Raw genomic sequence first — 20,859 nt, forward strand, 5'->3', positions numbered from 1 at the left:
GACTGCCAGATACCGCCACCACGGCGGATCCCGGCACGACTACGCTCGATCGACGTGCGCCCTTCTCTTTCCCAGTACCCACACCTGGCCGCCGGTAAGGTTCGCGATCTGTTCCGGATCGACGACGAGCACCTTCTCCTGGTGGCCAGCGACCGGATCTCCGCCTACGACCACGTGTTGTCGACGCCGATTCCCGACAAGGGGCGGGTGTTGACCGCCATGAGCGTGTTCTTCTTCGCGCAGCTCGACGTTCGAGATCACCTCGCGGGCGACGCAGACGACCCCCGCATTCCGCAGGAAGTCCTGGGCCGGGCACTCGTCGTCCGAGCCCTGACCATGGCGCCCGTCGAATGCGTGGCCCGTGGGTATCTGACGGGATCGGGATTGATCGACTACCGCGCCACCGGATCCGTGTGCGGAGTCGCATTGCCCGACGGTCTGACCGAGGCGAGCAAGCTTTCCGAGCCCATCTTCACGCCGGCCAGCAAGGCCGAGATCGGTGACCACGACGAGAACATCGACTTCGATGCGGTGGTCCGGACGGTCGGAGCCGGCACCGCGGAGAAGCTGCGCAGCGCGACACTCGAGATCTACTCGCGCGCCGCCGAATTCGCGGCCGGTCGAGGAATCATCCTCGCCGACACGAAGTTCGAGTTCGGTCTCGACTCCGACGGCGAACTCGTGCTCGCCGACGAGGTCCTCACTCCGGACTCCTCCCGGTACTGGCCGCTCGACGGCTACACCGAGGGCCGGGTCCAGCCCAGCTTCGACAAGCAGTTCGTCCGCGACTGGCTCACGGGGGAGTCGGGGTGGGACCGGCACGGTGACGACGCTCCGCCGCCACTGCCGCCGAGCATCGTGGACCGTACTCGTGCCCGCTACATCGATGCGTACGAACGCATCTCGGGACTTTCCTTCGACGATTGGGTGACCCCGTGACCGACTCGATTTCCCTGAACGGCTCGACCTCCCCCAACGGGCCCATGGCACCGATCGCGAAGACGGTGCCCACGACGCGCACGCATCACGGCGATGTGGTCGTCGACGAGTACGAGTGGCTGCGCGAGAAGACCGATCCCGAGGTCGTCGCGTACCTCGAGGCCGAGAACGCCTACACCGAGGCGCAGACCGCCCACCTGAAGCCGTTGCGCGAGAAGATCTTCGACGAGATCAAGTCGCGGACGCAAGAAACCGATCTCTCGGTACCGACGCGTCGCGGGCAGTGGTGGTACTACGGTCGCACGCTCGAGGGCAAGAGCTACGGCATGCAGTGCCGGTGCCCGGTCACCTCGCCCGACGACTGGACGCCTCCGTCGCTCGATGCCGGCGTCGACGTGCCGGGCGAGGAAGTCGTGCTCGACGCGAACATCCTGGCCGAGGGTCACGAGTTCTTCTCCATCGGTGCGTTCTCGCTGAGCGAGGACGGGCATCTGCTCGCCTACTCCGTCGACACCGAGGGGGACGAGCGGTACACGCTGCGCATCAAGGATCTCCGCACCGGTGACCTGTTCCCGGACGAGATCGCACAGACGGCGCCCGGCGCCACCTGGTCCGCCGATCAGCAGTACCTCTTCTATCAGACGGTCGACGAGTCGTGGCGCCCCGACAAGGTGTGGCGTCACCGGATCGGCACCCCGACGACCGAGGACGTGGTGATCTTCCACGAGCCCGACGAGTCGTACTGGGTCAGCTTCGGTGAGACGCGCAGCGAGAAGTACCTGATGATATGGGTGGGGTCGAAGGTCACCACGGAGGGCTGGTACCTCGATGCTCACGACCCCACCGGTGAGTTCACGGTGATCCTGCCGCGTCGTGACGGTGTCGAGTACAGCGCCGAGCACGCGGTGGTCGGCGGACAGGACCGCTTCCTGATCCTGCACAACGACGTCGTCGACGGGGTGAAGGCCGAGAACTTCGTTCTCGCCGACGCGCCTGTCGAGGACCCGTCCGCGATGACGATCCTGATCGAGCACCGCGACGATGTCCGACTCGAGGACGTGGACGCGTTCGGGCGACACCTCGTGCTCTCCTACCGTCGGGACGCCGTGCCGCGCATGGCGTTGTGGCACCTCGACGACGACGGGTTCGGTGAGCGCCACGAACTCGAATTCGACGAGGAACTGTTCTCCGTGGGTCTCGGGTCGAATCCGGAGTGGGACGCACCGCTGCTACGCTTCGGGTACACGTCCTTCATCACGCCGTCGCGGGTGTACGACTACGACCTCGCGACGGGCGAGCGGATCCTGCGCAAGTCGCAGCCGGTCCTCGGAGACTTCGATCCGGCCCGGTACACGCAGTCGCGGGAATGGGCGACGGCCGAGGACGGCACCGAGGTGCCGCTGTCGGTGATCAAGCGTGTCGACGTCGAGGGACCGGCACCCACCCTGCTGTACGGCTACGGATCCTACGAAGCCAGTATGGATCCCGGGTTCTCGGTGTCGAGGCTGTCCCTGCTCGATCGGGGCATCGTCTTCGTCATCGCCCACGTCCGCGGCGGCGGTGAGATGGGTCGTCTGTGGTACGAGGACGGCAAGATGCTGAACAAGAAGAACACGTTCACCGACTTCGTCGCGTGCGCACGCCATCTCGTCGACACCGGCGTCACCACAGCCGATCGGATGGTGGCCGACGGTGGCAGCGCGGGCGGTCTGCTGATGGGTGCCGTCGCCAATCTGGCGCCCGAACTCTTTGCCGGGATCCTGGCCAACGTGCCGTTCGTGGATCCGCTGACGTCCATTCTCGATCCGTCGCTGCCGCTCACCGTCATCGAGTGGGACGAGTGGGGAAACCCGTTGGAGAACAAGGACGTCTACGACTACATGAAGTCGTACAGCCCCTACGAGAACGTGGAGGAGAAGGCCTACCCGGCGATCCTGGCGATCACGTCGATCAACGACACCCGTGTCCTCTACGTCGAGCCGGCGAAGTGGATCGCGGCGCTGCGCGTGAAGAACACCGGGTCCGAGCCCATCCTGTTGAAGACGGAGATGAGTGCGGGTCACGGAGGCGTGAGCGGCCGGTACGAAAAATGGAAAGAAATCGCCTTCGAGTACGCCTGGGTTGTGGAACGTACAGGAGCCATTGCGCCCGCGGAGGTCGGTGCGGCAGGGTAAGCCGCCGGGGTTTCGCGCCGCGTCCGGCGTGCCGATCCCGAGGAGAACCGCCGTGAGCAGTCGTAGTGATGTCGAGTTCTCGTCCGACGGGACCACGTGCGCCGCATGGTTGTACCGGCCCGAGAACGCATCACCGAACCAACCGATCATCGTTCTCGGTCACGGTCTGGGCGGAGTCCGCGAGATGCGACTCGACGCGTTCGCGGAGCGTTTCACCGAGGCGGGCTACGCATGCCTGGTCTTCGACTACCGGCACTTCGGAGGAAGCGGCGGCGAGCCGCGCCAGCTGCTCGACATCGGCCGGCAGCTGGACGACTGGGCGGCCGCGATCGCGTATGCCCGTTCCCTCGATCGGATCGATCCCGCGCGGATCATCCTGTGGGGCTCGTCGTTCGGAGGCGGGCACGTCCTCGAGGCGGCGGCGCGCGACGGCGGGATCGCCGCGGTCGTCTCGCAGTGCCCGTTCACGGACGGTCTGGCATCCGCGAGGGCGACACCTCTGGTCACCACTCTCAAGATCACCCCGCTCGCCCTGCGCGACGTCCTGGGCTCGCTCCGCGGCAAGCCACCGGTGATGGTGGCGTTGGCCGCGGAGCACCGCGGAACCGCTCTGATGGCCAGTCCCGATGCGCTGAGCGGCTACCTCGCTCTACAGCCGGACGGGTCCACCTTCTCCAACGAGGTCGCGGCGCGGTTCGCGCTCGCCATCACCCGCTACTTCCCGGGGCGTGCGGCGAAGCGCATCACCGCGCCGGTGCTGTTCTGCGTGTGCGATCCCGACACGGTGGCGCCCACGAAAGCGACTCTGCGACATGCGGCGAAGGCACCCCGGGGGCAGATCGAGGTGTACCCGTACGGGCACTTCGACATCTACGTCGGGGAGGGGTTCGAGCGGGTCGTGGCCGACCAGGTGGCGTTCCTGACGCGCACGGTTCCCGTCTCGACCGGCTAGCGCCAGCGGTACCGCACCTGGGGCCGGCCGGCCTTGCCGTACTCGGTGTGCCGGTCCACCAGACCGTCGTCGGCGAGGCGCTCGAGGTAGCGCCACGCCGTCACGCGGGACACACCGACGGCCTTGGCGGCCTCGGAGGCTCCCAGCCCGTCGGGCTGCGCCCGTACGCTGTTCGAGATCTCGGTGAGAGTCTGGGGAGCAATGCCTTTGGGGGAGGCCGCGCGTTCGTCGGCAGTGCGGAGCGACGCCATCGCACGGTCGATGTCGCGCTGACTGACCGCGGATTCACCGTCCCGCAGAGCGGTGCGGAACTCGCTGTACCGTTCGAGCTTGTCGCGGAACGCCGCGAAGGTGAACGGCTTGAGCAGGTACAGCACCACGCCGTGCGCGACCGCGCTCCGGACGATCGCGAGATCGCGTTCGGAGGTGATGGCGATGACGTCGGGACCGGGCCGGAGCCCGCCGAGAGCGGCCGCGACGTCGATCCCGTTGGCGTCCGGCAGCCCGATGTCGAGGAGGACCAGGTCGAACGGGGAGCCGTCGGCGATGGCTTTGGCCGCCGCACGCATCGCCGCGGCGGCGGTGTGTGCGACCCCGGCCGCGACGAAACCGGGAACTCTGCCCACGTAGCTCGCGTGCGCTTCGGCGATGAGTGGCTCGTCCTCGACGATGAGAACGCGGATCATGTTCTCACTCATGCGGTGTCGACGCCTCGCGGACCGCATGGAGCGGGATGGTGGCGGTGACCACCGAACCGTACGTCCTCTCCGACGTCAGGGTTCCGTGGTGGCGATGGATGACCTGGGAGACCAGCGCGAGCCCGAGCCCGCGGGATCCGGACTTCGTGGAGTAGCCACGCGTGCGGGCCTTGGCCAGCGCCTCGGCGTCCATTCCGGGTCCGCTGTCCGCCACCTGGATCACGAGGTCCGTCTCGCTCTCGCGCACGGTCACCTCCACCCACGGGTCGTCCGATTGTTTTGCAGCATCGATGGCATTGTCCATCAGATTTCCGGCGAGAGTGACCAATTCGCGTCGGTCGAACGCCGCGGTGTCGGTCAGCGCAGTGTCCTCCGTGACGGTCAGTTCGACGCCCTGCTCGGCTGCCTGGCTCACCTTGCCCAGCAGCAGTGCCGCGACTGCCGGCTCCTGCACCGTGCTCATGAGCCGGTCGATGAGGTTCTGCGACAAGGCGAGTTCCTGCGTCGCGAACTCGACGGCCTGCTCGGTGCGGCCCAGCTCGACCATCGTGATGACGGTGTGCAGACGGTTCGCCGACTCGTGCGCCTGCGAGCGGAGCGATTCCGCGAACGACGTCATCGAGTCGAGTTCGCCGAGCACCCGTTGGAGTTCGGTGTGATCACGCATCACCGTGACCGTGCCGAGGCGACGCGACCCGCGCAGCACGGGATCCTGCGCCACCACCAGCACTCGGGTCGACGTGAGGTGCATCTCGTCGCGCACCGTGTCCTCGCCGAGGCGACGCAACGACTCGGGAAGCATGTCGCGGGTCACGGCTCCGTCGGGGAGATCGAGCAGCCGCCGGGCCTCGTCGTTGACGAGCTCCGCTTCGGGGCCGTCGCCCCACACCACCAGGCCCTCGCCGATGGAGTGCAGAACGGCATCGTGGTGGTCGTACATGCTCCGCAGCTCGTCGGGGGCCAATCCGAGCGTCTGGCTGTTCAGGCGCCGATTGAGGAGGTAGCTGGCCGCGATCGCCACGGCCAGCGCCGCCGCGATGATGCCGCCGACCGCGGGAAGCCCGGCGACGAACTGGTCGGAGATCTTCGCTCGCGTGACGCCGGCCGAGACCAGCCCCACGACGCGGTCACCGTCGAGGACCGGAGTCACCGCCCGGATAGACGGCCCCAGAGAGCCCCGATAGGTCTCGGTGAACGTGGCGCCCGCGAGCGCCTCGTCGATGTTGCCGGTGAACTTCCCGCCGATCAGTTCCGTGGTCGTGTGGGTGAAGCGGGTGCGGTCGGGCGCCATGACGACGATGAAATCCATGCCCGTCGATCGGCGCACGCGTTCGGTGACCGGCTGCAGCATCGCCGTCGGATCGGCGGACTCGAGCGCGTCGACGGTCGAGGGTGCGGTGGCGACGGAGACGGCGATGTCGACGACCTCGCGGCGGATCCCGTCGTCGCTGTCTCGGCGCGCGTCGACCAGGGCCGCGGCGCCGCCGAGCGTCACCAGCAGCACCACCACGGCGAGCTGTCCGAGAAACAGCTGGCGAGCGACGCTGCGGCCGCGACGGGTGTTCGTGCTGGTCAACGATGCCTCCGGGATCGACTGTTCTGCCCGCGTGATGTGCGTGACTGCACTACACATGAACGAAACGAACTAATACGTGACTCGAGTCACGATCATGGACCACCATTCCAGTCAGACAAGCGTGATCCACCTCACGCCACGATCGTAAGGACAACCATGACCGCCAGCATCGACGCTGAACCGTACGACTCCACACCGCCGCCCAAGAAGAAGCGCGACAAGACCCACTGGCTCTACATCGCCGTGATCATCGCCGTCGTCGGCGGCGTGATCGTCGGCCTCGTGGCTCCGGATCTCGGATCCAGCCTCGGCGTTCTCGGGACGATGTTCGTCTCGCTGATCAAGATGATGATCAGCCCGGTCATCTTCTGCACCATCGTGCTGGGCATCGGATCGGTCAAGGCAGCCGCCAGCGTCGGCAAGGTCGGTGGCCTGGCCCTCGGCTACTTCATCGCGATGTCGACCTTCGCTCTCGCCATCGGCATGGTCGTCGGCAACCTCATCCAGCCGGGATCGGGACTGAACATCCCGGCCGATTCCGATGCCGGTGCCAAGTACGCCGACCAGGCCCACGCGGGCGGCGGAACATTGGAGTTCTTCCAGGGCATCATCCCGACGTCGCTGCTGTCCTCGCTGACCGCGGGCAGCGTCCTGCAGACCCTGTTCGTCGCACTGCTCGTCGGCTTCGCCGTGCAGGCCATGGGCAAGACGGGCGAACCGATCCTCCGCGGCATCGGCCTGATCCAGAAGCTGGTCTTCCGCATCCTCGCCGGCATCCTGTGGCTCGCCCCGATCGGTGCCTTCGGCGCCATCGCCAAGGTCGTCGGTGACACCGGCTTCGACGCCGTCATCCAGCTCGCCACCCTGATGCTGGCCTTCTACCTGACCTGCACCATCTTCGTCTTCGGCGTCCTCGGCACGATCCTGCGCTTCGTCTCCGGCGTCTCGATCTTCAAGCTGGTCAAGTACCTGGCCCGCGAGTACCTGCTCATCGTCGCCACCTCGTCCTCCGAGTCGGCTCTGCCCCGCCTCATCGCCAAGATGGAGCACGTGGGAGTCGAGCGCACCACGGTCGGCGTCGTCGTCCCCACCGGTTACTCGTTCAACCTCGACGGCACTGCGATCTACCTGACGATGGCCTCGATCTTCATCGCCGACGCCATGGGCAACCCGCTCGGAATCGGCGAGCAGGTCTCGCTCCTGCTGTTCATGATCGTCGCCTCCAAGGGTGCGGCCGGCGTCTCCGGTGCAGGCCTGGCCACCCTGGCCGGCGGACTGCAGAGCCACCGCCCCGAACTGCTCGACGGCATCGGCCTCATCGTCGGCATCGACCGGTTCATGTCCGAAGCCCGCGCGGTGACCAACTTCTCCGGTAACGCCGTCGCCACGATGCTGGTCGGCACCTGGACCAAGACCATCGACAACGAGCGGGTCAAGGAAGTCCTCTCCGGCAAGATCCCCTTCGACGAGACCACCATGGTCGACGACGGACACGGAGAGGCCCGCGACCCCGAGGCCAAGCCCGACATGGTCAAGACGCAGGCCTGACACAGGCCTCCTGCCGAGGCACTCACGTCCACGGTTCCCGCCGACATACTGTCGGCGGGAACTGTCGTCGGTGTAGTGCTCACTGGTTACCGGCCGGTACTGTGAGCCCATGACAGATCTGCAGAACGTCGGCATCAACACTCTCGGCGGCGCTCCGACCTCCCTGGAGGAGTACCGGGGTCGCGCTGTGCTGGTGGTCAACGTGGCCTCGAAATGTGGCCTGACCCCCCAGTACACCGCCCTCGAGAAGCTGGCGAAGGAGTACTCCGAGCGGGGACTCTCGGTCGTCGGCGTTCCGTGCAACCAGTTCGGTGGCCAGGAACCCGGATCGGCCGAGGAGATCGAGACCTTCTGCTCGACCACCTACGGCGTCACCTTTCCCCTGATGGAGAAGGTCGACGTCAACGGGTCCGATCGGCACCCGCTGTACGAGATCCTGACGCAGGCACCCGACGCCGACGGCACTGCCGGTGACATCCAGTGGAACTTCGAGAAGTTCCTCGTCTCGCCCGACGGCGAGGTCGTTGGCCGGTTCCGTCCCCGCACCGAGCCCGATGCTCCCGAGGTGTTGGCCGCCATCGACAAGGTGCTCCCGGTCTCCACGCTCTGAGTCGAGTCTTCAGCTCGCGTTCACGTGATCGACGAACCGTCGTACACCTCGGTGTGCGACGGTTCTTTCATGAGTGCACGCCTGATCGTGTCCGTATCGGGAATCCGCGACGAAACCCGTGACGCCGCAGCAGCGTTCGCGGAAGAGATGGACCGACGCGACGTCGACCTGTCACTGCTGGTCGCACCGCGGCTCAAGGACAAGTACCGCCTGACCCGCGACGCCCCCACGCAGGACTGGCTCAGAGAACGACGCGATCACGGCGACGCCGTGGTGCTGCACGGGTACGACCAGGCCGCGACCAAGCGGCGTCGCGCCGAATTCGCCACCCTTCCCGCGCACGAAGCGCAGTTGAGGTTGCGCGCCGCGGACCGCGTTATGGAAGAGATCGGCATGCGCACCCGGGTGTTCGCGCCGCCCCGGTGGGTGGCATCACCCGGCGCGATCTCGGCTCTTCCGACCGTCGGGTTCCGAGTCTGTGCCGGTCTCGGCGGAATCCAGGACCTCGAACGAGGAACCGTCGTGCGGGGGCGCGTCCACGGTATCGGCGAGGGCTTCGGAACCGGAACCGGTGGATACGTGTGGGAGCCCGGATCGAGCGAGCCGTGGTGGTGCCGAGCGCTCGTCATGGGTGCCGGACGCACGGCGCGCCGCGGAGGCGTCGTGAGGCTGTCCGTCAGCGCCAAGCAGCTGGGGAGACCCGGCCCACGGTCGGCGATGCTCGACGCGGTCGACCTCGCACGCTTCCACGGCGCGACGTCGGCCAAGTACGAATGGGTTCCGCGCTCACGATCCGCCGTGGCCTGACACTCGGGCGTCGTAGAGGTCGTACGGATCGACGACCGGCATCCCTAGAGCGCCGGCCAGGGAGTCCGCGGTCCACACCGTCCCCTCCACGTCCGTGTCGACGGCGCCGTCCGAGGTGAGGTTGGAACGGAAGATCCCTGCCGCCGACGCGGGGAGAAAGTCCTCGTACACGATCGGCTCCAGCGAGCCGTTCTCGTCGACGTAGTACGCGAGCCCACGATCGTGCATCTCACGGTCGGTGCGCGGGAAGTGTCGAGCCCATTCCGTTGCGGCCTGGTCGTCGCCGAGCCCGTCGACCGCGATCATGGCCGTGTCGTAAACCTCGCGGCCGCGCCGGGTCAGGGCGACGCCGCGGGCCTCGACCTCGCCGAAACGCACCCGCAGTCGGTCCGAGTAGGTGGATCCCGTTTCGTCGCGAAAATATCGTGGCTCGGCCAATGCACGGAACGATGTCTGTCGAAGGAGGATCGGCGGTCCGTCCCACCGAGGCGGCCCCTGGATGCGGTCGATCATCTCGATGCCTCGATCGCTCATCCTGCGGTACAACTCGTCGATGTCGAGCACCCGCGGCGTCAGGTGGTTGATGTGGGTGGACGACACACCGCCGATGTCGGCTGCCACCGACGACACCGCTTCGAGCTCGTCGTACCAGGCGCGATCGACGGGAACCGTTCCCAGTTCGAACACGGAGACGGCGCCCTGCACCAGAGCGGACGCGTCGGGTTCCGGTAGGCCGCCGTCCGCAGCGGCACGGGCAGCAAGAGTCAGCAGGTCGGGTGGGAACAGCGTCCGCGCAGCCAGCGACCGGGACAACCGCGACTGCAGGTCGGGGGAGAAGAAGCGCCTGTCGTCCACGACGAGCATCGAGCAGAACACCCGGAACGGGTTGCGTGCGAGCTCTTTCGGATCGACGGGTCGGAATGCGGTGGACACGACCGGAATCGGAGTGGCCGCGTCCCGAAGATCGTAGAAGCCTACCGGATGCATGCCGAACCCGCCGAACAACACTGCAACGGAACGCATCTCGTCGACAGTGCCGACTCGGATGGCACCGTGTCGCTCCGCGGTGACCCGGTCGATGGTGCCGAGGCGCTCGGCCTCGGCACCATCGCGTGCGATCACGTCGCCGTTGACCGCCGACGCGACATCGACCAACGTCCGATACGCAGGAACCTCCCGCCCGTACATGTCGGAGAGGGCGGCAGCGAAACGAGCGCGGAGTGTCGAAGCCGGGATCATGGCTGCACACGTTAATCGGTCGTACGGACCGCCACGAGGATGTCGTCGTCGATGTGCGGGGTACCGGGGGCCTGCGGTGCCAGCCGCGGACGCGTCTCGTCGACCACGATCGTCCATTCGGCGGGGTCCAGGGACTGCGCGACCGAGGAGGGACTGTGGAAGTCGGCGGGATCGAACCCTGCCCAGCGGTGTCCGGGCGACGGGGTGTGGCCGACCATGAGCAGCGTTCCGCCGGGAGCGACGGTGTCGACGAGGCGCGCGAGCCCCTCCGCCGGCCCGTCCCGCAGGATGCCGAAGTAGTGCAGCGTCAGCAGATCCGTGGAGTGCGGCGGCAGCGGATCGGTCAGCAGGTCCTGTGCCAGCCACGTCACACCGTCGTGCAGTCCGCGTGCTCGCTCGACGGCGACCTCGGAGATGTCGACTCCCGTGACGGTCCAGCCGCGCTCGGCCAGCCACACCGCGTCGGCGCCCTCACCCGATCCGACGTCCACGGCACGTCCGGGGGAGAGGTGCTCCGCGTACTGGACCAACGTCGGGTTGGGATTGCCGCTCCACCGCTTGTCCGACTCCCGGTACAACTCGTCCCAGAAGTGCCCGTCCAACGTCGGACGGGGTCGCCCTGCCTGGACCGCCTGGTCGAACTCCTCGGCGATGAGGTTCGCGTTCACATGAGCGCCGGCGAGGGCTCCCTGCGCGGTGGAGGCGATGACCGTGGCCGACGGGTCGGTGACGTTGCCCGCCGCCCACACCCCCGCCACGGTGGTCGCCCCGAAGGAGTCGACCTCGACGACGTCGCCGAGGCCTGTGGCGTGCGGCACGGTGGTGAGGCCGAGCGATCCGAGAAGTTCACTGCGAGCGGTGAAGCGCAGTCCCACGGCGAGAGCGTCGACCGCGACCTCGGTCCCGTCTGCCAGGCCGACCGCACGGAGACGATCCTCCCCGGTGAGCACCGCGGTGACCTTCTTCTCGACGATCTCGATGCCGCGCGCGGTGAACTTCTCGCGATCCTCGTCCGCCAATGGTCCGCCGTCGGTGAAGAAGGTCAGGTTCTCACTCCACTGCCGCCACATCGAGGCGTGATGGATGCTGAACGGCCCGGTGCTCAGGACACCGATGCGGCGATCCTGGATCTCCCACCCGTCGCAGTAGGGGCACTGCACGACGTCCCGGCCCCAGCGTTCCGCCAGACCGTCGACGGGCGGGAGCAGATCGGTGAGACCGGTCGTCACCACGATGCGCCGCGCCGAGAAGGTGCGTCCGTCGTCCGTGGTCGCGGAGAAGTGCCCGGCGTGACCGCCGAGTGCGGTGACCGTGGCGTCGACGATCGTGACGTCGTATCGCTCGAGGTCGGCTCGGCCGTTCTTCAGGTAGTCGAGCGGCGAGGTGTGGTCCCGACCCAGCACGCCGTGCATGTGTGACGCGGGCGCGTTGCGAGGAGTTCCGTTGTCCAGAACCAGGACTCGCCGGCGGGCGCGGCCGAGCATGAGTGCGGCGGACAGTCCGGCGGACCCGCCGCCGAGGACGATGACGTCGGCGTCGACGTGGTGGTGTGAAGTCATGCGGACACTGTGCGCCCGAGTCTGCGGATTTGACAAACATATTTGCTGAAACTGCAATAAGGGGCATGGACGACTACGACGGAGTGATCAGTGCGATCGGTCCGCGCCTTCGCGCTCTGCGCATCGCGGCGGACGTGACCCTCGCGGCGGTGTCCGACCGCACGGGCATCCCGGTGAGCACACTCTCCCGTCTCGAGTCGGGACAACGTAAGCCCAGCCTGGAGCTGCTGCTGCCGTTGGCCAAGGTGTACGACGTTCCCTTGGACGACATCGTCGACGCCCCGGAGACGGGGGATCCGCGTGTGCAGTTCACGCCGGTCACGACGAACGGCGTGACCGTCGTTCCGCTGACGCGCCGGGCGGGCGGGTTGCAGGCGTTCAAACAGATCGTCCCCGGAGGCCGCTACGAGGAGAACCCGACGTTGGGGTCCCACGAGGGGTACCACTGGATCTACGTGCTGAACGGGAAGCTTCGACTCATCCTGGGAAACAAGGACTTGGTGCTGGGTCCGGGCGAGGTGGCCGAATTCGACACGCACCTACCGCACTGGTTCGGTAGCGCCGACCGTCGGCCCGTCGAGTACCTGGGAATCTTCGGTCCGCAGGGCGAGCGGATGCACGTGAAGGCGACCTACTCGGGGCGCTGAGAGTCCTCGTGCTCCGGAATGTGCAGGAGGCGTCCGACGACCTCACCCATGAGTTCCGGAGGCACCGTTCCCGGCTGAGCGAGTTCCTCGACGGCGAGTCCGTTGCTGAGCGCCAGGATGACGAACGTGACCCACTCGGCGGGCACGTGCAGCGTCGCGCCGGCGCTCTCGGTGACACTGACGACGGCGTCGGTGACCGCCGCACGGAGTTGCGCCCGGTGCGAGGCGAACCGGGCGCCCACCTCCGGGTCGCGTAGCGCTCTCGACCAGTAGTCCATGAACAGCAGATGCCAGTCGCGGTTGTTCGAGATCGCTTCGGTGAGCCGGGTGCTGAGCACACGCTGGGCATCGCGCAGGTCCGACGGGAGTTCGGCGAGCAGGTCGACCGACATCCGGGCCCGGCCGAGCACCTGCCGGTCCATCAGTTCGTAGAACAGCCCTTCCTTGGAACCGAAGTTCGAGTAGACCGCGCCTTTGGTGAACCCGGCCTGCTCGGCGATGGCGTCGAGGGTGGCGTCGGCGTACCCGCGTCGACCGAACTCCGTCATCGCGGACGCGATGATCCGTTCGCGGACCTCGGCGCGAGGGGGGCGGGTGGTCGGTTCGGTGGTGCTCACTCCGGAAGAGTACCGCTCGATACCGACGGTATCGAAAATTTGGATCGCCGTATACGGTGAGCTCATGGGGATACGAGAGTGCGATGTCGTCGTGGTCGGTGCAGGTCTCGCGGGGCTGGTCGCGACCGCGGAACTGGTGGCGGCCGGCAAGCGCGTGATCCTGCTCGACCAGGAGAACGAGGCAAACCTGGGCGGACAGGCATTCTGGTCGTTCGGTGGCCTCTTCCTGGTGGACAGTCCCGAGCAGCGTCGGCTCGGCGTCAAGGACTCGTACGAACTCGCCCTGCAGGACTGGCTGGGATCCGCAGGATTCGACCGGCCCGAGGACGCGTGGCCACGGCAGTGGGCCGAGGCGTACGTCGCGTTCGCCGCGGGGGAGAAGCGCTCCTGGCTGCGCGAGCGGGGCTGGAAGATCTTCCCGGTCGTCGGGTGGGCCGAACGCGGCGGCTACGGCCCCACCGGACACGGCAACTCCGTGCCGCGGTTCCACCTCACCTGGGGCACCGGGCCGGGACTGGTCGAGATCTTCGAACGCATCGTGCGCGACGGTATCGACCGCGGCAGCGTGGTCCCGGCATTCCGGCACCGCGTCGACGAAGTGGTGGTGACCGACGGCCTCGCAACCGGTGTGCGCGGCGCTGTGCTGGAACCGACCGACGTCGCTCGTGGCGTCTCCTCCTCGCGCACCGTCGTCGGCGACTTCGAGATCCGTGCCGGTGCGGTGTTGGTGACCTCCGGCGGCATCGGCGGCAACTGGGACCTGGTGCAGAAGAACTGGCCGAAGCGCATGGGCCGCACCCCGTCTCACATGCTCTCGGGCGTACCGGCGCACGTCGACGGTCGGATGCTGGAGATCTCGCGTGCCGCGGGCGGGAACATCATCAACGAGGACCGCATGTGGCACTACACCGAGGGCATCACCAACTGGGACTCCGTGTGGCCCAACCACGGCATTCGCATCCTGCCGGGTCCGTCGTCGCTGTGGCTCGACGCATCGGGTCAGCAGTTACCGGCGCCGCTGTTCCCCGGCTTCGACACGCTCGGAACTCTCGAACACATCGTGTCGACGGGACACGACTACACATGGTTCCTTCTCGATCAGAAGATCATCGAGAAGGAATTCGGTCTCTCCGGCCAGGAACAGAATCCCGATCTCACGGGTCGTGATCTGCGCAAACTGCTCGAGCGCGTGCGCCCCGGCGCCCCCGGTCCGATCGAGGCCTTCAAGCAGAAGGGCGTCGACTTCGTCGTCGCCGACACGGTGGCCGAGCTGGTCGCCGGCATGAACAAGATCGGCGACGTCACGCTCGACGCCGCCGAGGTCGAGAAATTGGTCGTCGCGCGAGACCGCGAGATGGACAACGACTTCAGCAAGGACCTGTCCGTGTCGGCGATCCACGCCGCGCGCAACTACCGCGGCGACCGCCTGGCGCGGATCGCCACGCCGCACAAGCTGCTCGATGCGTCCGGCCACGCCGCAGCAGGTCCGCTCATCGCGGTGAAGTTGCACCTGCTCACGCGTAAGTCGTTGGGCGGGTTGCAGACCGACCTGGACTCGCGAGTCCTGCGCCCCGACGGCACGCCGTTCCCCGGGCTGTACGCAGCGGGTGAGGTCGCCGGTTTCGGAGGCGGCGGTGTCCACGGGTACCGCTCGCTCGAGGGCACGTTCCTCGGAGGATGCATCTTCTCGGGACGAGCGGCCGGCCGGGCGCTGAGTCGGTAGAGAAGGTTCTACTCGAGACCCCACTGCACGGCCACGGAGACGCTGACGGTCTGCTGCCCCGGTTCGATGGGCACCGCGGACGAGGCGGAACTTCTGTCGAAGCTCGGCGCCGACTCCTGGCCGGTGATGTTCTCGGTGATCGATACGACCTTCCCGAGGTCGTTCCCTGCCAGCGACGCGTACTGCTCGGCGCGGTCGCGAGCATCGGCGAACGCCCGAGACCGGGCGTCGGCGATCAGGTCGGAGTCGTCGTCGATACGGAACGACACCCCGGACACCCGCGTGGCGTTGCCGCCTGCCGTCGTCGCATCGCCCAGAACCGACGACGCCTTCGACAGGTCGCGCACCGTCACCTGCAGAGTGTTGGTGGCTCGGTACCCGGAGATGGTCGAGGTGCCACCGGAGAACCCGTCGGAGTACTGCGGGTCGATCGACACCTGCTGCGTCTGGATGTCCGCGCGGTCGACACCGGCGGCGGAGATCGCGTCGGTCACGGCGCTGACCGCGGTGTTCGCCTGGTCGATCGCCGTCGTGACGTCGTCGGCCGTCGTCTCGACGCCGATGCGAGCAGTCAGCGTGTCCGGAGTGCCCTGGACTTCGCCGACTCCGTTGACGTTGATTCCAGCCGGTGTGCCGGTCGCCGCCGTCCCCGCCGAGTCGGTCCCGCATGCTGCGGTCACGGAGACTGCCGCGAGGAGGACGGCCGATGCCAGAGCCTTCGAGGCCCGTGGGTTCCAGTTCATCGGGTCAGTGTCCACGACGGGACCGGCGTCGACCGTGGAACGTGGTCAGACCGACGTCCCCGTCTCCTCGGTGAGCGCGCGGAACTCCGTTCCCTCGCCCGCGAGGCCCGACAGCATGCCGTAGTAGATGCCTCGCGCATCCGGCGCGACGACGGCCTGGTGGATCGGAACGGCCAGTCGCGGCGAGACGGCGCGGAGGAAGTCGATGCCCTCGCCGATCTTCATCCACGGGGCCGCTGCGGGAAGTGCGAGCACATCGACCTCGACGTCGGGAACGAACAGCGAGTCGCCGGGATGCATCAGCTGCCCCGGCTGATCCGGCGTGCCCAGGAGGTACGCGATGTTGTCGATCAGCGGGATGTCCGGGTGGATCGTGGCGTGCGTTCCACCCGCACCCGTCACCTGCACGCCGCCGATCGAGAAGACGTCGCCTGCGTTGACGGCGGTCCATCCTTCCCCGAGCTGGTCCGCGGTCTGCGGGTCCGCGTACAGCGCCGCGTCGGGGTTGGCCTCGAGGAGGGCGGGCAACCGATCGGTGTCGACGTGGTCCGCGTGCTGGTGCGTGATCAGGATGGCGTCGAGGCCGGTGATGCCCTCGAATCCGTGAGAGAAGGCGCCGGGGTCGAACAGCACCGTCGATCCCGCCATCGACACCTGAATGCACGAATGTCCGAAGTGAGTCAGCTCCATGGTTCCCCAGTATGCGCCGGATTCGTGGTGTGGTTCAGGACTGGGTAAAGTGCCTGCTGGATCTGCCCTCTTAGCTCAGGAGCTCTCACGTGGCCCGTGTGGTTGTCGACGTCATGCCCAAAGCAGAAATTCTCGACCCCCAGGGACAGGCCATCGTCGGTGCGCTGCCGCGACTCGGCTTCGCCGGTGTCTCCGACGTCCGTCAGGGCAAGCGGTTCGAGCTCGAGGTCGGCGACGATGTCGACGACGCGACGCTCGACCAGATCGCCGAGACGTTCCTGGCCAACACCGTCATCGAGGAATGGAAAGTGACCCGGCTGTGAGCGCGCGAATCGGAGTCATCACCTTTCCCGGCACGCTCGACGACATCGATGCGTCGCGTGCTGTCACGCTCGCCGGCGCGGAAGCCGTTGCCCTGTGGCACGGCGATGCCGACCTGAAGGGTGTCGACGCGATCGTCGTTCCCGGTGGGTTCTCCTACGGCGACTACCTGCGCGCCGGCGCCATCGCACGATTCGCGCCCGTGATGGGCGAAGTCATCGATGCTGCCAAGGGTGGAATGCCGGTACTGGGCATCTGCAACGGCTTCCAGGTGCTGTGCGAGGCGGGACTTCTTCCCGGTGCGCTCACGCGGAATGCCAACCTGCACTTCACCTGTCGGGACCAGTGGCTGAAGGTCGAGAGCACCTCGTCCGCATGGTCGTCCCGCTACGAGGCCGGTGCCGAGATCCTCGTGCCGCTCAAGTCCGGCGAAGGTCGCTTCCAGGCGTCCGAGGCCGTGCTCGACGAGCTCGAGGGCGAAGGACGAGTGGTGTTCCGCTACAGCGGTGACAACCCGAACGGCTCGCAGCGAGCCATCGCGGGGATCTCGTCCGCCGACGGCCGCATCGTCGGCCTGATGCCGCACCCCGAACACGCCACCGAGGCCCTGACAGGCCCCAGCGACGACGGGCTGGGCATCTTCTACTCCGCCCTCGACGCCATCGTCACTGCCTGACGGTCACCGCCCAGGAATGCGGCGGAAGGTCGCCGTGGACACCGTCCGCGGCGGCCACCACGTCACCCTTCGCTCGGCGGATCGGTGACTCACCGAGATTGAGGGTGAGCGCCAGTGTCGTCGAGCCGTCCGTCGCGCTCAGCGTCATGGTGGTGTTGGTCAGCGTCGACACTTCCACCGGCGCGTGGTGAAGCCACGGGAATCGCCGCCGCATCGAGATCAGTGACTGGTGGACCCGGTAGTGCGGCCACCCGTACGGCGCGAGGTCGTCCGGGGTGGCAGGGAATTGCGGCCTGATGGCGTCGTCTCCGCCCACTCGTTCCTCCTTGACGCCCCGGAAGCCCTGTTCGTCGCCGTAGTACACCGACGGTGTGCCGGCGACGAAGAACAGCAGTGCCGTCGCGATGTCGACGTCGCGGTCGTCGTCGAGAGTGGACGCGATGCGGGTGACGTCGTGGTTCCCGACGAACGTCGCGGGAACGAACGTCGGCAGAAGCTCGTCGTGCCGACCGAGGGCATGCGCCAGTTCGAAGAAGTTCGCGTCCTTGATGGCGCTCCAGGTCGCCTTCCACAGCTCGTACTGCGTGATCGAGTCGAGGCCGGACCGCCGTACGTAGTCGGCGTAATCGCCGTGGATCATCTCGCCGACGATCCAGGCGTCCGGATGTGCCTCGCGGACGCGGGGCAGTACTGCCGCCCAGAAGTCGGGTGAGACGGCGTACGCGGCATCGAGCCGCCACCCGTCGATACCCCGTGCGAGCCAGTGGTTCATGACGTCGACGACGTAGTCCTGCACCGCCGGATTGGCGTGGTTCAGCTCGACCAGGAGATCGTGGCCCTCGAACGCGCGGGGTCGACCGTCCGACCAGGTGAACCATCGACCGGATTCGGAGTCGGGTCCGTCCTTCTCGGCAGCGACGAACCGCTCGTGGCCGCGACCGACGTGGTTGAAGACGCCGTCGAACAGGACGCGCACGCCTTTGTCGTGCGCCGCGGTGACGAGGGCGTCCATGTCGGTCTCGCTACCGAGGCGTCGATCGATCGAGAAATGGTCGATCGTGTCGTACCCGTGGGTCTGCGACGCGAACACCGGACCCAGTGCCAGGCCGTTGCATCCGAGCTCGAGAACGTAGTCGAGCCAGTCCGTCACATGCTCGAGCAGGTGCTTCCTCTCGTCCACCGCGTCCGTCTCGGCTCCGACGAAACCCAACGGATAAATCTGCCACCAGATGACGTGTTCGACCCAGTTCTGCACTGCCGACCCCCTCTTTCACTCGTGTCGACGACAGTATGTCGACCGGCGGTCTGCTTGAGGTTATCCACTATCGAAGTTGAGTTGCACGGTGACATCCACCATGCGTAACTGGCAGTGACGGACATCCGTTCGTCATCCTCGCGCCAAAGGAGTCGCCATGTCCTCCGACCTCACCGATCTGCTCGATCTCTTCCAGAATCTGTCCGGCATCGTCGATGCCCTCGGTTCCATCTTCGACGGTCTCAGCTTCTTCAGCTGATCGGGGTCCGTCGAGGCAGGTGAACGGCGTTCCGTGGTCCATTGTTCACGGTCGGTTCCGGTCCATTGATCTGCAGTGTGTGGTAGCGGAGTTGCGGGAGGTTCAGGAATCGACTCGTGGGTCGATTCCTGTCACTGAATTGGGACCGTTCCCGGGTTGCGAACCCTTACATTGTATGGATTACTAATGGTGCCGGGCATAAAGCCCGCCGACCTCACAAAGGGAGAACATCATGCTTGACCTCGCGAGCTTCGTCGATTTCCTCGGTGCACTGTCCGACATCTTCGGTGGTGCCGGAAGCTTCCTCGACGGACTGAGCTTCTTCAGCTGACCCACGACTCACCGGTGATGCCGGGCCCACCCTCGCGGTGGGCCCGGCATTGCTGTCTCCGCACCTCCTCTCTCTACGATCGGTGACCATGGCGTCTCTCACCTCCGCGACCGCGGCCGGACTCTGCTCCTTCGTCGACGCGTCACCGTCGCCGTTCCACGTCGTCGAGACGGTGGCCTCGGAACTGGCGGCACACGGGTTCACCACCGTTGCGGAGACGGACGCGTGGCCTTCCGAGCCCGGCAGGTACCTGGTCGTCCGCGGTGGTTCGATCATCGCCTGGTCCACCGAACGCGCGCCCGACGCGGCGTTCCGCATCGTGGGCGGGCACACCGACAGCCCCAACCTCCGGGTGAAGCAGAACCCCGACCTCGACGTCGCCGGCTGGCAGATGGTCGCGCTCGAGCCGTACGGCGGCGCATGGCTCAACTCGTGGCTCGACAGGGACCTCGGCATCTCCGGGCGTCTCGGCGTCCGCGACGGCGGGTCAGTGCGCGAAGTACTCGTGCGCGTCGACCGACCCATCCTGCGCGTACCCCAACTGGCGATCCACCTGTCCGAGGATCGCAAAGGCGTGCACCTCGACCCCCAGAACAACGTCAACGCGATCTGGGGCGTCGGACGATCACCCCACTCCTTCATCGGGTTCCTCGCCGACGAGGTCGGTGTCGACCCCGGCGACGTACTCGGCTGGGAATTGATGACCCACGACCTGAATCCCGCTGCGGTGGTAGGACTCTCGGACGACCTCGTCAGCTCGCCCCGCCTGGACAACCAGGGCACCTGCTACGCCGGAACCGAAGCGCTGGTGGTCGCAGCCGCCCAAGCCGACGACTGCATCCCCGTGCTCGCACTTTTCGACCACGAAGAGGTCGGCAGCATGTCGGACCGCGGTGCCTTCTCCGATCTGATGAACACGGTGCTCGAACGCATCGTGCTCGCCCGCGGCGGTGGCCGCGAAGAATTCCTGCGCGCGATGGCCGGGTCGATCCACGCGTCGGGCGACATGGCCCATGCCACGCACCCCAACTACGTCTCCCGGCACGAGCCCGCGCACCGCATCGAGGTCAACGGTGGCCCGGTGCTCAAGGTCAACCAGAACCTGCGCTACGCCACCGACGCCGCCGGTGCCGCGGCTTTCGCGTTGGCCTGCGAGCGCGCCGACGTCCCACTGCAGCGGTACGTCCACCGGGCCGATCTTCCGTGCGGCTCCACCATCGGCCCCATCACCGCCTCACGCACCGGCCTGTCCACCGTCGACGTGGGCGCGGCGCAGCTCGCCATGCACTCCGCTCGTGAGGTGATGGGTGCACACGACGTCGACATGTACGCCGACGCCTTGGCTGCGTTCCTGGGGGCCTAGGCACTGGGGTTGCGCCGGGTTGCGCCGGGCGCTGCGCGCGGCGGTCTGCGCAGGTTGCACGGTAGTTGTCAACCTGTCTGAGACAGTTTGTGGTGGTTGATACCGGTGGGTCCTGGTAGTTCCGGTGCTCGG

The 20,859-nt window shown here is 67.0% G+C and carries 19 protein-coding genes; 11 read left to right on the plus strand and 8 right to left on the minus strand.

Annotation, left to right across the window (positions count from 1 at the left end):
* The first annotated feature begins 54 nt into the window (after nucleotides 1-54).
* The 3 genes from AC0IX4_RS05360 to AC0IX4_RS05370 are packed head-to-tail and all read left to right on the plus strand — an operon-like array spanning nucleotide 55 to nucleotide 4,065.
* Nucleotides 55-939 carry a phosphoribosylaminoimidazolesuccinocarboxamide synthase gene (locus AC0IX4_RS05360; protein WP_471828305.1) on the plus strand — a complete coding sequence of 295 codons (885 nt, stop codon included), beginning with the start codon at nucleotides 55-57 and terminating at the stop codon, nucleotides 937-939.
* Nucleotides 940-983: 44 nt separating this feature from the next.
* Nucleotides 984-3,113, plus strand: coding sequence for a S9 family peptidase (locus AC0IX4_RS05365; RefSeq protein ID WP_471828350.1), 2,130 nt, complete (start codon nucleotides 984-986; stop codon nucleotides 3,111-3,113).
* A gap of 52 nt (nucleotides 3,114-3,165) precedes the next feature.
* On the plus strand, nucleotides 3,166-4,065 hold the full coding sequence (locus AC0IX4_RS05370; protein ID WP_235579485.1) for an alpha/beta hydrolase: 900 nt from the start codon (nucleotides 3,166-3,168) through the stop codon (nucleotides 4,063-4,065).
* On the opposite strand, the gene AC0IX4_RS05375 is transcribed toward AC0IX4_RS05370, so the two are convergent.
* Together AC0IX4_RS05375 and AC0IX4_RS05380 are read right to left on the minus strand one after the other, a co-directional pair.
* Nucleotides 4,062-4,751 (minus strand): response regulator, encoded by a 690-nt coding sequence (locus tag AC0IX4_RS05375; RefSeq protein WP_056072697.1) that lies wholly within the window; start codon nucleotides 4,749-4,751, stop codon nucleotides 4,062-4,064. The genes AC0IX4_RS05370 and AC0IX4_RS05375 overlap by 4 nt on opposite strands.
* Nucleotides 4,752-4,755: 4 nt before the next feature.
* Nucleotides 4,756-6,339 carry a sensor histidine kinase gene (locus tag AC0IX4_RS05380; protein WP_056072694.1) on the minus strand — a complete coding sequence of 528 codons (1,584 nt, stop codon included), beginning with the start codon at nucleotides 6,337-6,339 and terminating at the stop codon, nucleotides 4,756-4,758.
* Between the two features lie 156 nt (nucleotides 6,340-6,495).
* On the opposite strand from AC0IX4_RS05380, the gene AC0IX4_RS05385 reads away from it, so the two are divergent.
* The 3 genes from AC0IX4_RS05385 to AC0IX4_RS05395 all read left to right on the plus strand — a co-directional run bounded on the left by AC0IX4_RS05385 (nucleotide 6,496) and on the right by AC0IX4_RS05395 (nucleotide 9,304).
* Nucleotides 6,496-7,887 carry a cation:dicarboxylate symporter family transporter gene (locus AC0IX4_RS05385; protein ID WP_042574498.1) on the plus strand — a complete coding sequence of 464 codons (1,392 nt, stop codon included), beginning with the start codon at nucleotides 6,496-6,498 and terminating at the stop codon, nucleotides 7,885-7,887.
* Nucleotides 7,888-7,996: 109 nt separating this feature from the next.
* Entirely contained in the window at nucleotides 7,997-8,497 is a 501-nt protein-coding gene (locus AC0IX4_RS05390) for a glutathione peroxidase (protein WP_042574499.1), read from the plus strand.
* Between the two features lie 69 nt (nucleotides 8,498-8,566).
* A complete protein-coding gene (locus tag AC0IX4_RS05395) occupies nucleotides 8,567-9,304 on the plus strand; it encodes a DUF2334 domain-containing protein (RefSeq protein ID WP_042574570.1) in 738 nt (245 codons plus the stop codon).
* Here the strand turns inward: AC0IX4_RS05395 and hglS are convergent.
* Nucleotides 9,284-10,543 (minus strand): 2-oxoadipate dioxygenase/decarboxylase, encoded by a 1,260-nt coding sequence (gene hglS / locus AC0IX4_RS05400; protein ID WP_471828306.1) that lies wholly within the window; start codon nucleotides 10,541-10,543, stop codon nucleotides 9,284-9,286. The genes AC0IX4_RS05395 and hglS overlap by 21 nt on opposite strands.
* A gap of 11 nt (nucleotides 10,544-10,554) precedes the next feature.
* Nucleotides 10,555-12,102: an FAD-dependent oxidoreductase gene (locus AC0IX4_RS05405; protein ID WP_471828307.1), complete on the minus strand. Its 1,548-nt coding sequence runs from the start codon at nucleotides 12,100-12,102 to the stop codon at nucleotides 10,555-10,557.
* Nucleotides 12,103-12,167: 65 nt separating this feature from the next.
* Between AC0IX4_RS05405 and AC0IX4_RS05410 the strand changes: the two genes are divergently transcribed.
* Nucleotides 12,168-12,749 carry a helix-turn-helix domain-containing protein gene (locus tag AC0IX4_RS05410; protein ID WP_471828308.1) on the plus strand — a complete coding sequence of 194 codons (582 nt, stop codon included), beginning with the start codon at nucleotides 12,168-12,170 and terminating at the stop codon, nucleotides 12,747-12,749.
* On the opposite strand, the gene AC0IX4_RS05415 is transcribed toward AC0IX4_RS05410, so the two are convergent.
* Complete coding sequence (locus AC0IX4_RS05415; protein WP_471828309.1) at nucleotides 12,734-13,366, minus strand: TetR/AcrR family transcriptional regulator; 633 nt, start codon at nucleotides 13,364-13,366, stop codon at nucleotides 12,734-12,736. The genes AC0IX4_RS05410 and AC0IX4_RS05415 overlap by 16 nt on opposite strands.
* A 64-nt stretch (nucleotides 13,367-13,430) precedes the next feature.
* Here AC0IX4_RS05415 and AC0IX4_RS05420 point away from each other — a divergent pair, with 64 nt between their 5' ends.
* Nucleotides 13,431-15,089 (plus strand): FAD-binding dehydrogenase, encoded by a 1,659-nt coding sequence (locus AC0IX4_RS05420; protein ID WP_471828310.1) that lies wholly within the window; start codon nucleotides 13,431-13,433, stop codon nucleotides 15,087-15,089.
* A gap of 8 nt (nucleotides 15,090-15,097) precedes the next feature.
* On the opposite strand, the gene AC0IX4_RS05425 is transcribed toward AC0IX4_RS05420, so the two are convergent.
* Complete coding sequence (locus tag AC0IX4_RS05425; RefSeq protein WP_471828311.1) at nucleotides 15,098-15,832, minus strand: SIMPL domain-containing protein; 735 nt, start codon at nucleotides 15,830-15,832, stop codon at nucleotides 15,098-15,100.
* Between the two features lie 45 nt (nucleotides 15,833-15,877).
* On the minus strand, nucleotides 15,878-16,522 hold the full coding sequence (locus AC0IX4_RS05430; protein WP_042574505.1) for an MBL fold metallo-hydrolase: 645 nt from the start codon (nucleotides 16,520-16,522) through the stop codon (nucleotides 15,878-15,880).
* Nucleotides 16,523-16,611: 89 nt separating this feature from the next.
* Between AC0IX4_RS05430 and purS the strand changes: the two genes are divergently transcribed.
* Both purS and purQ read left to right on the plus strand, forming a co-directional pair.
* Entirely contained in the window at nucleotides 16,612-16,845 is a 234-nt protein-coding gene (gene purS, locus AC0IX4_RS05435) for a phosphoribosylformylglycinamidine synthase subunit PurS (RefSeq protein WP_027504302.1), read from the plus strand.
* Nucleotides 16,842-17,519 (plus strand): phosphoribosylformylglycinamidine synthase subunit PurQ, encoded by a 678-nt coding sequence (gene purQ / locus AC0IX4_RS05440; RefSeq protein ID WP_042574506.1) that lies wholly within the window; start codon nucleotides 16,842-16,844, stop codon nucleotides 17,517-17,519. Before purS ends, purQ begins: the two co-directional genes overlap by 4 nt.
* On the opposite strand, the gene AC0IX4_RS05445 is transcribed toward purQ, so the two are convergent.
* Nucleotides 17,509-18,774 (minus strand): alpha-amylase family protein, encoded by a 1,266-nt coding sequence (locus AC0IX4_RS05445; RefSeq protein WP_471828312.1) that lies wholly within the window; start codon nucleotides 18,772-18,774, stop codon nucleotides 17,509-17,511. The genes purQ and AC0IX4_RS05445 overlap by 11 nt on opposite strands.
* A 678-nt stretch (nucleotides 18,775-19,452) precedes the next feature.
* On the opposite strand from AC0IX4_RS05445, the gene AC0IX4_RS05450 reads away from it, so the two are divergent.
* Nucleotides 19,453-20,727: a M18 family aminopeptidase gene (locus tag AC0IX4_RS05450; RefSeq protein ID WP_471828313.1), complete on the plus strand. Its 1,275-nt coding sequence runs from the start codon at nucleotides 19,453-19,455 to the stop codon at nucleotides 20,725-20,727.
* The last annotated feature ends 132 nt before the right edge of the window (nucleotides 20,728-20,859 follow it).

This window comes from Rhodococcus sp. AC861 (assembly GCF_979256035.1).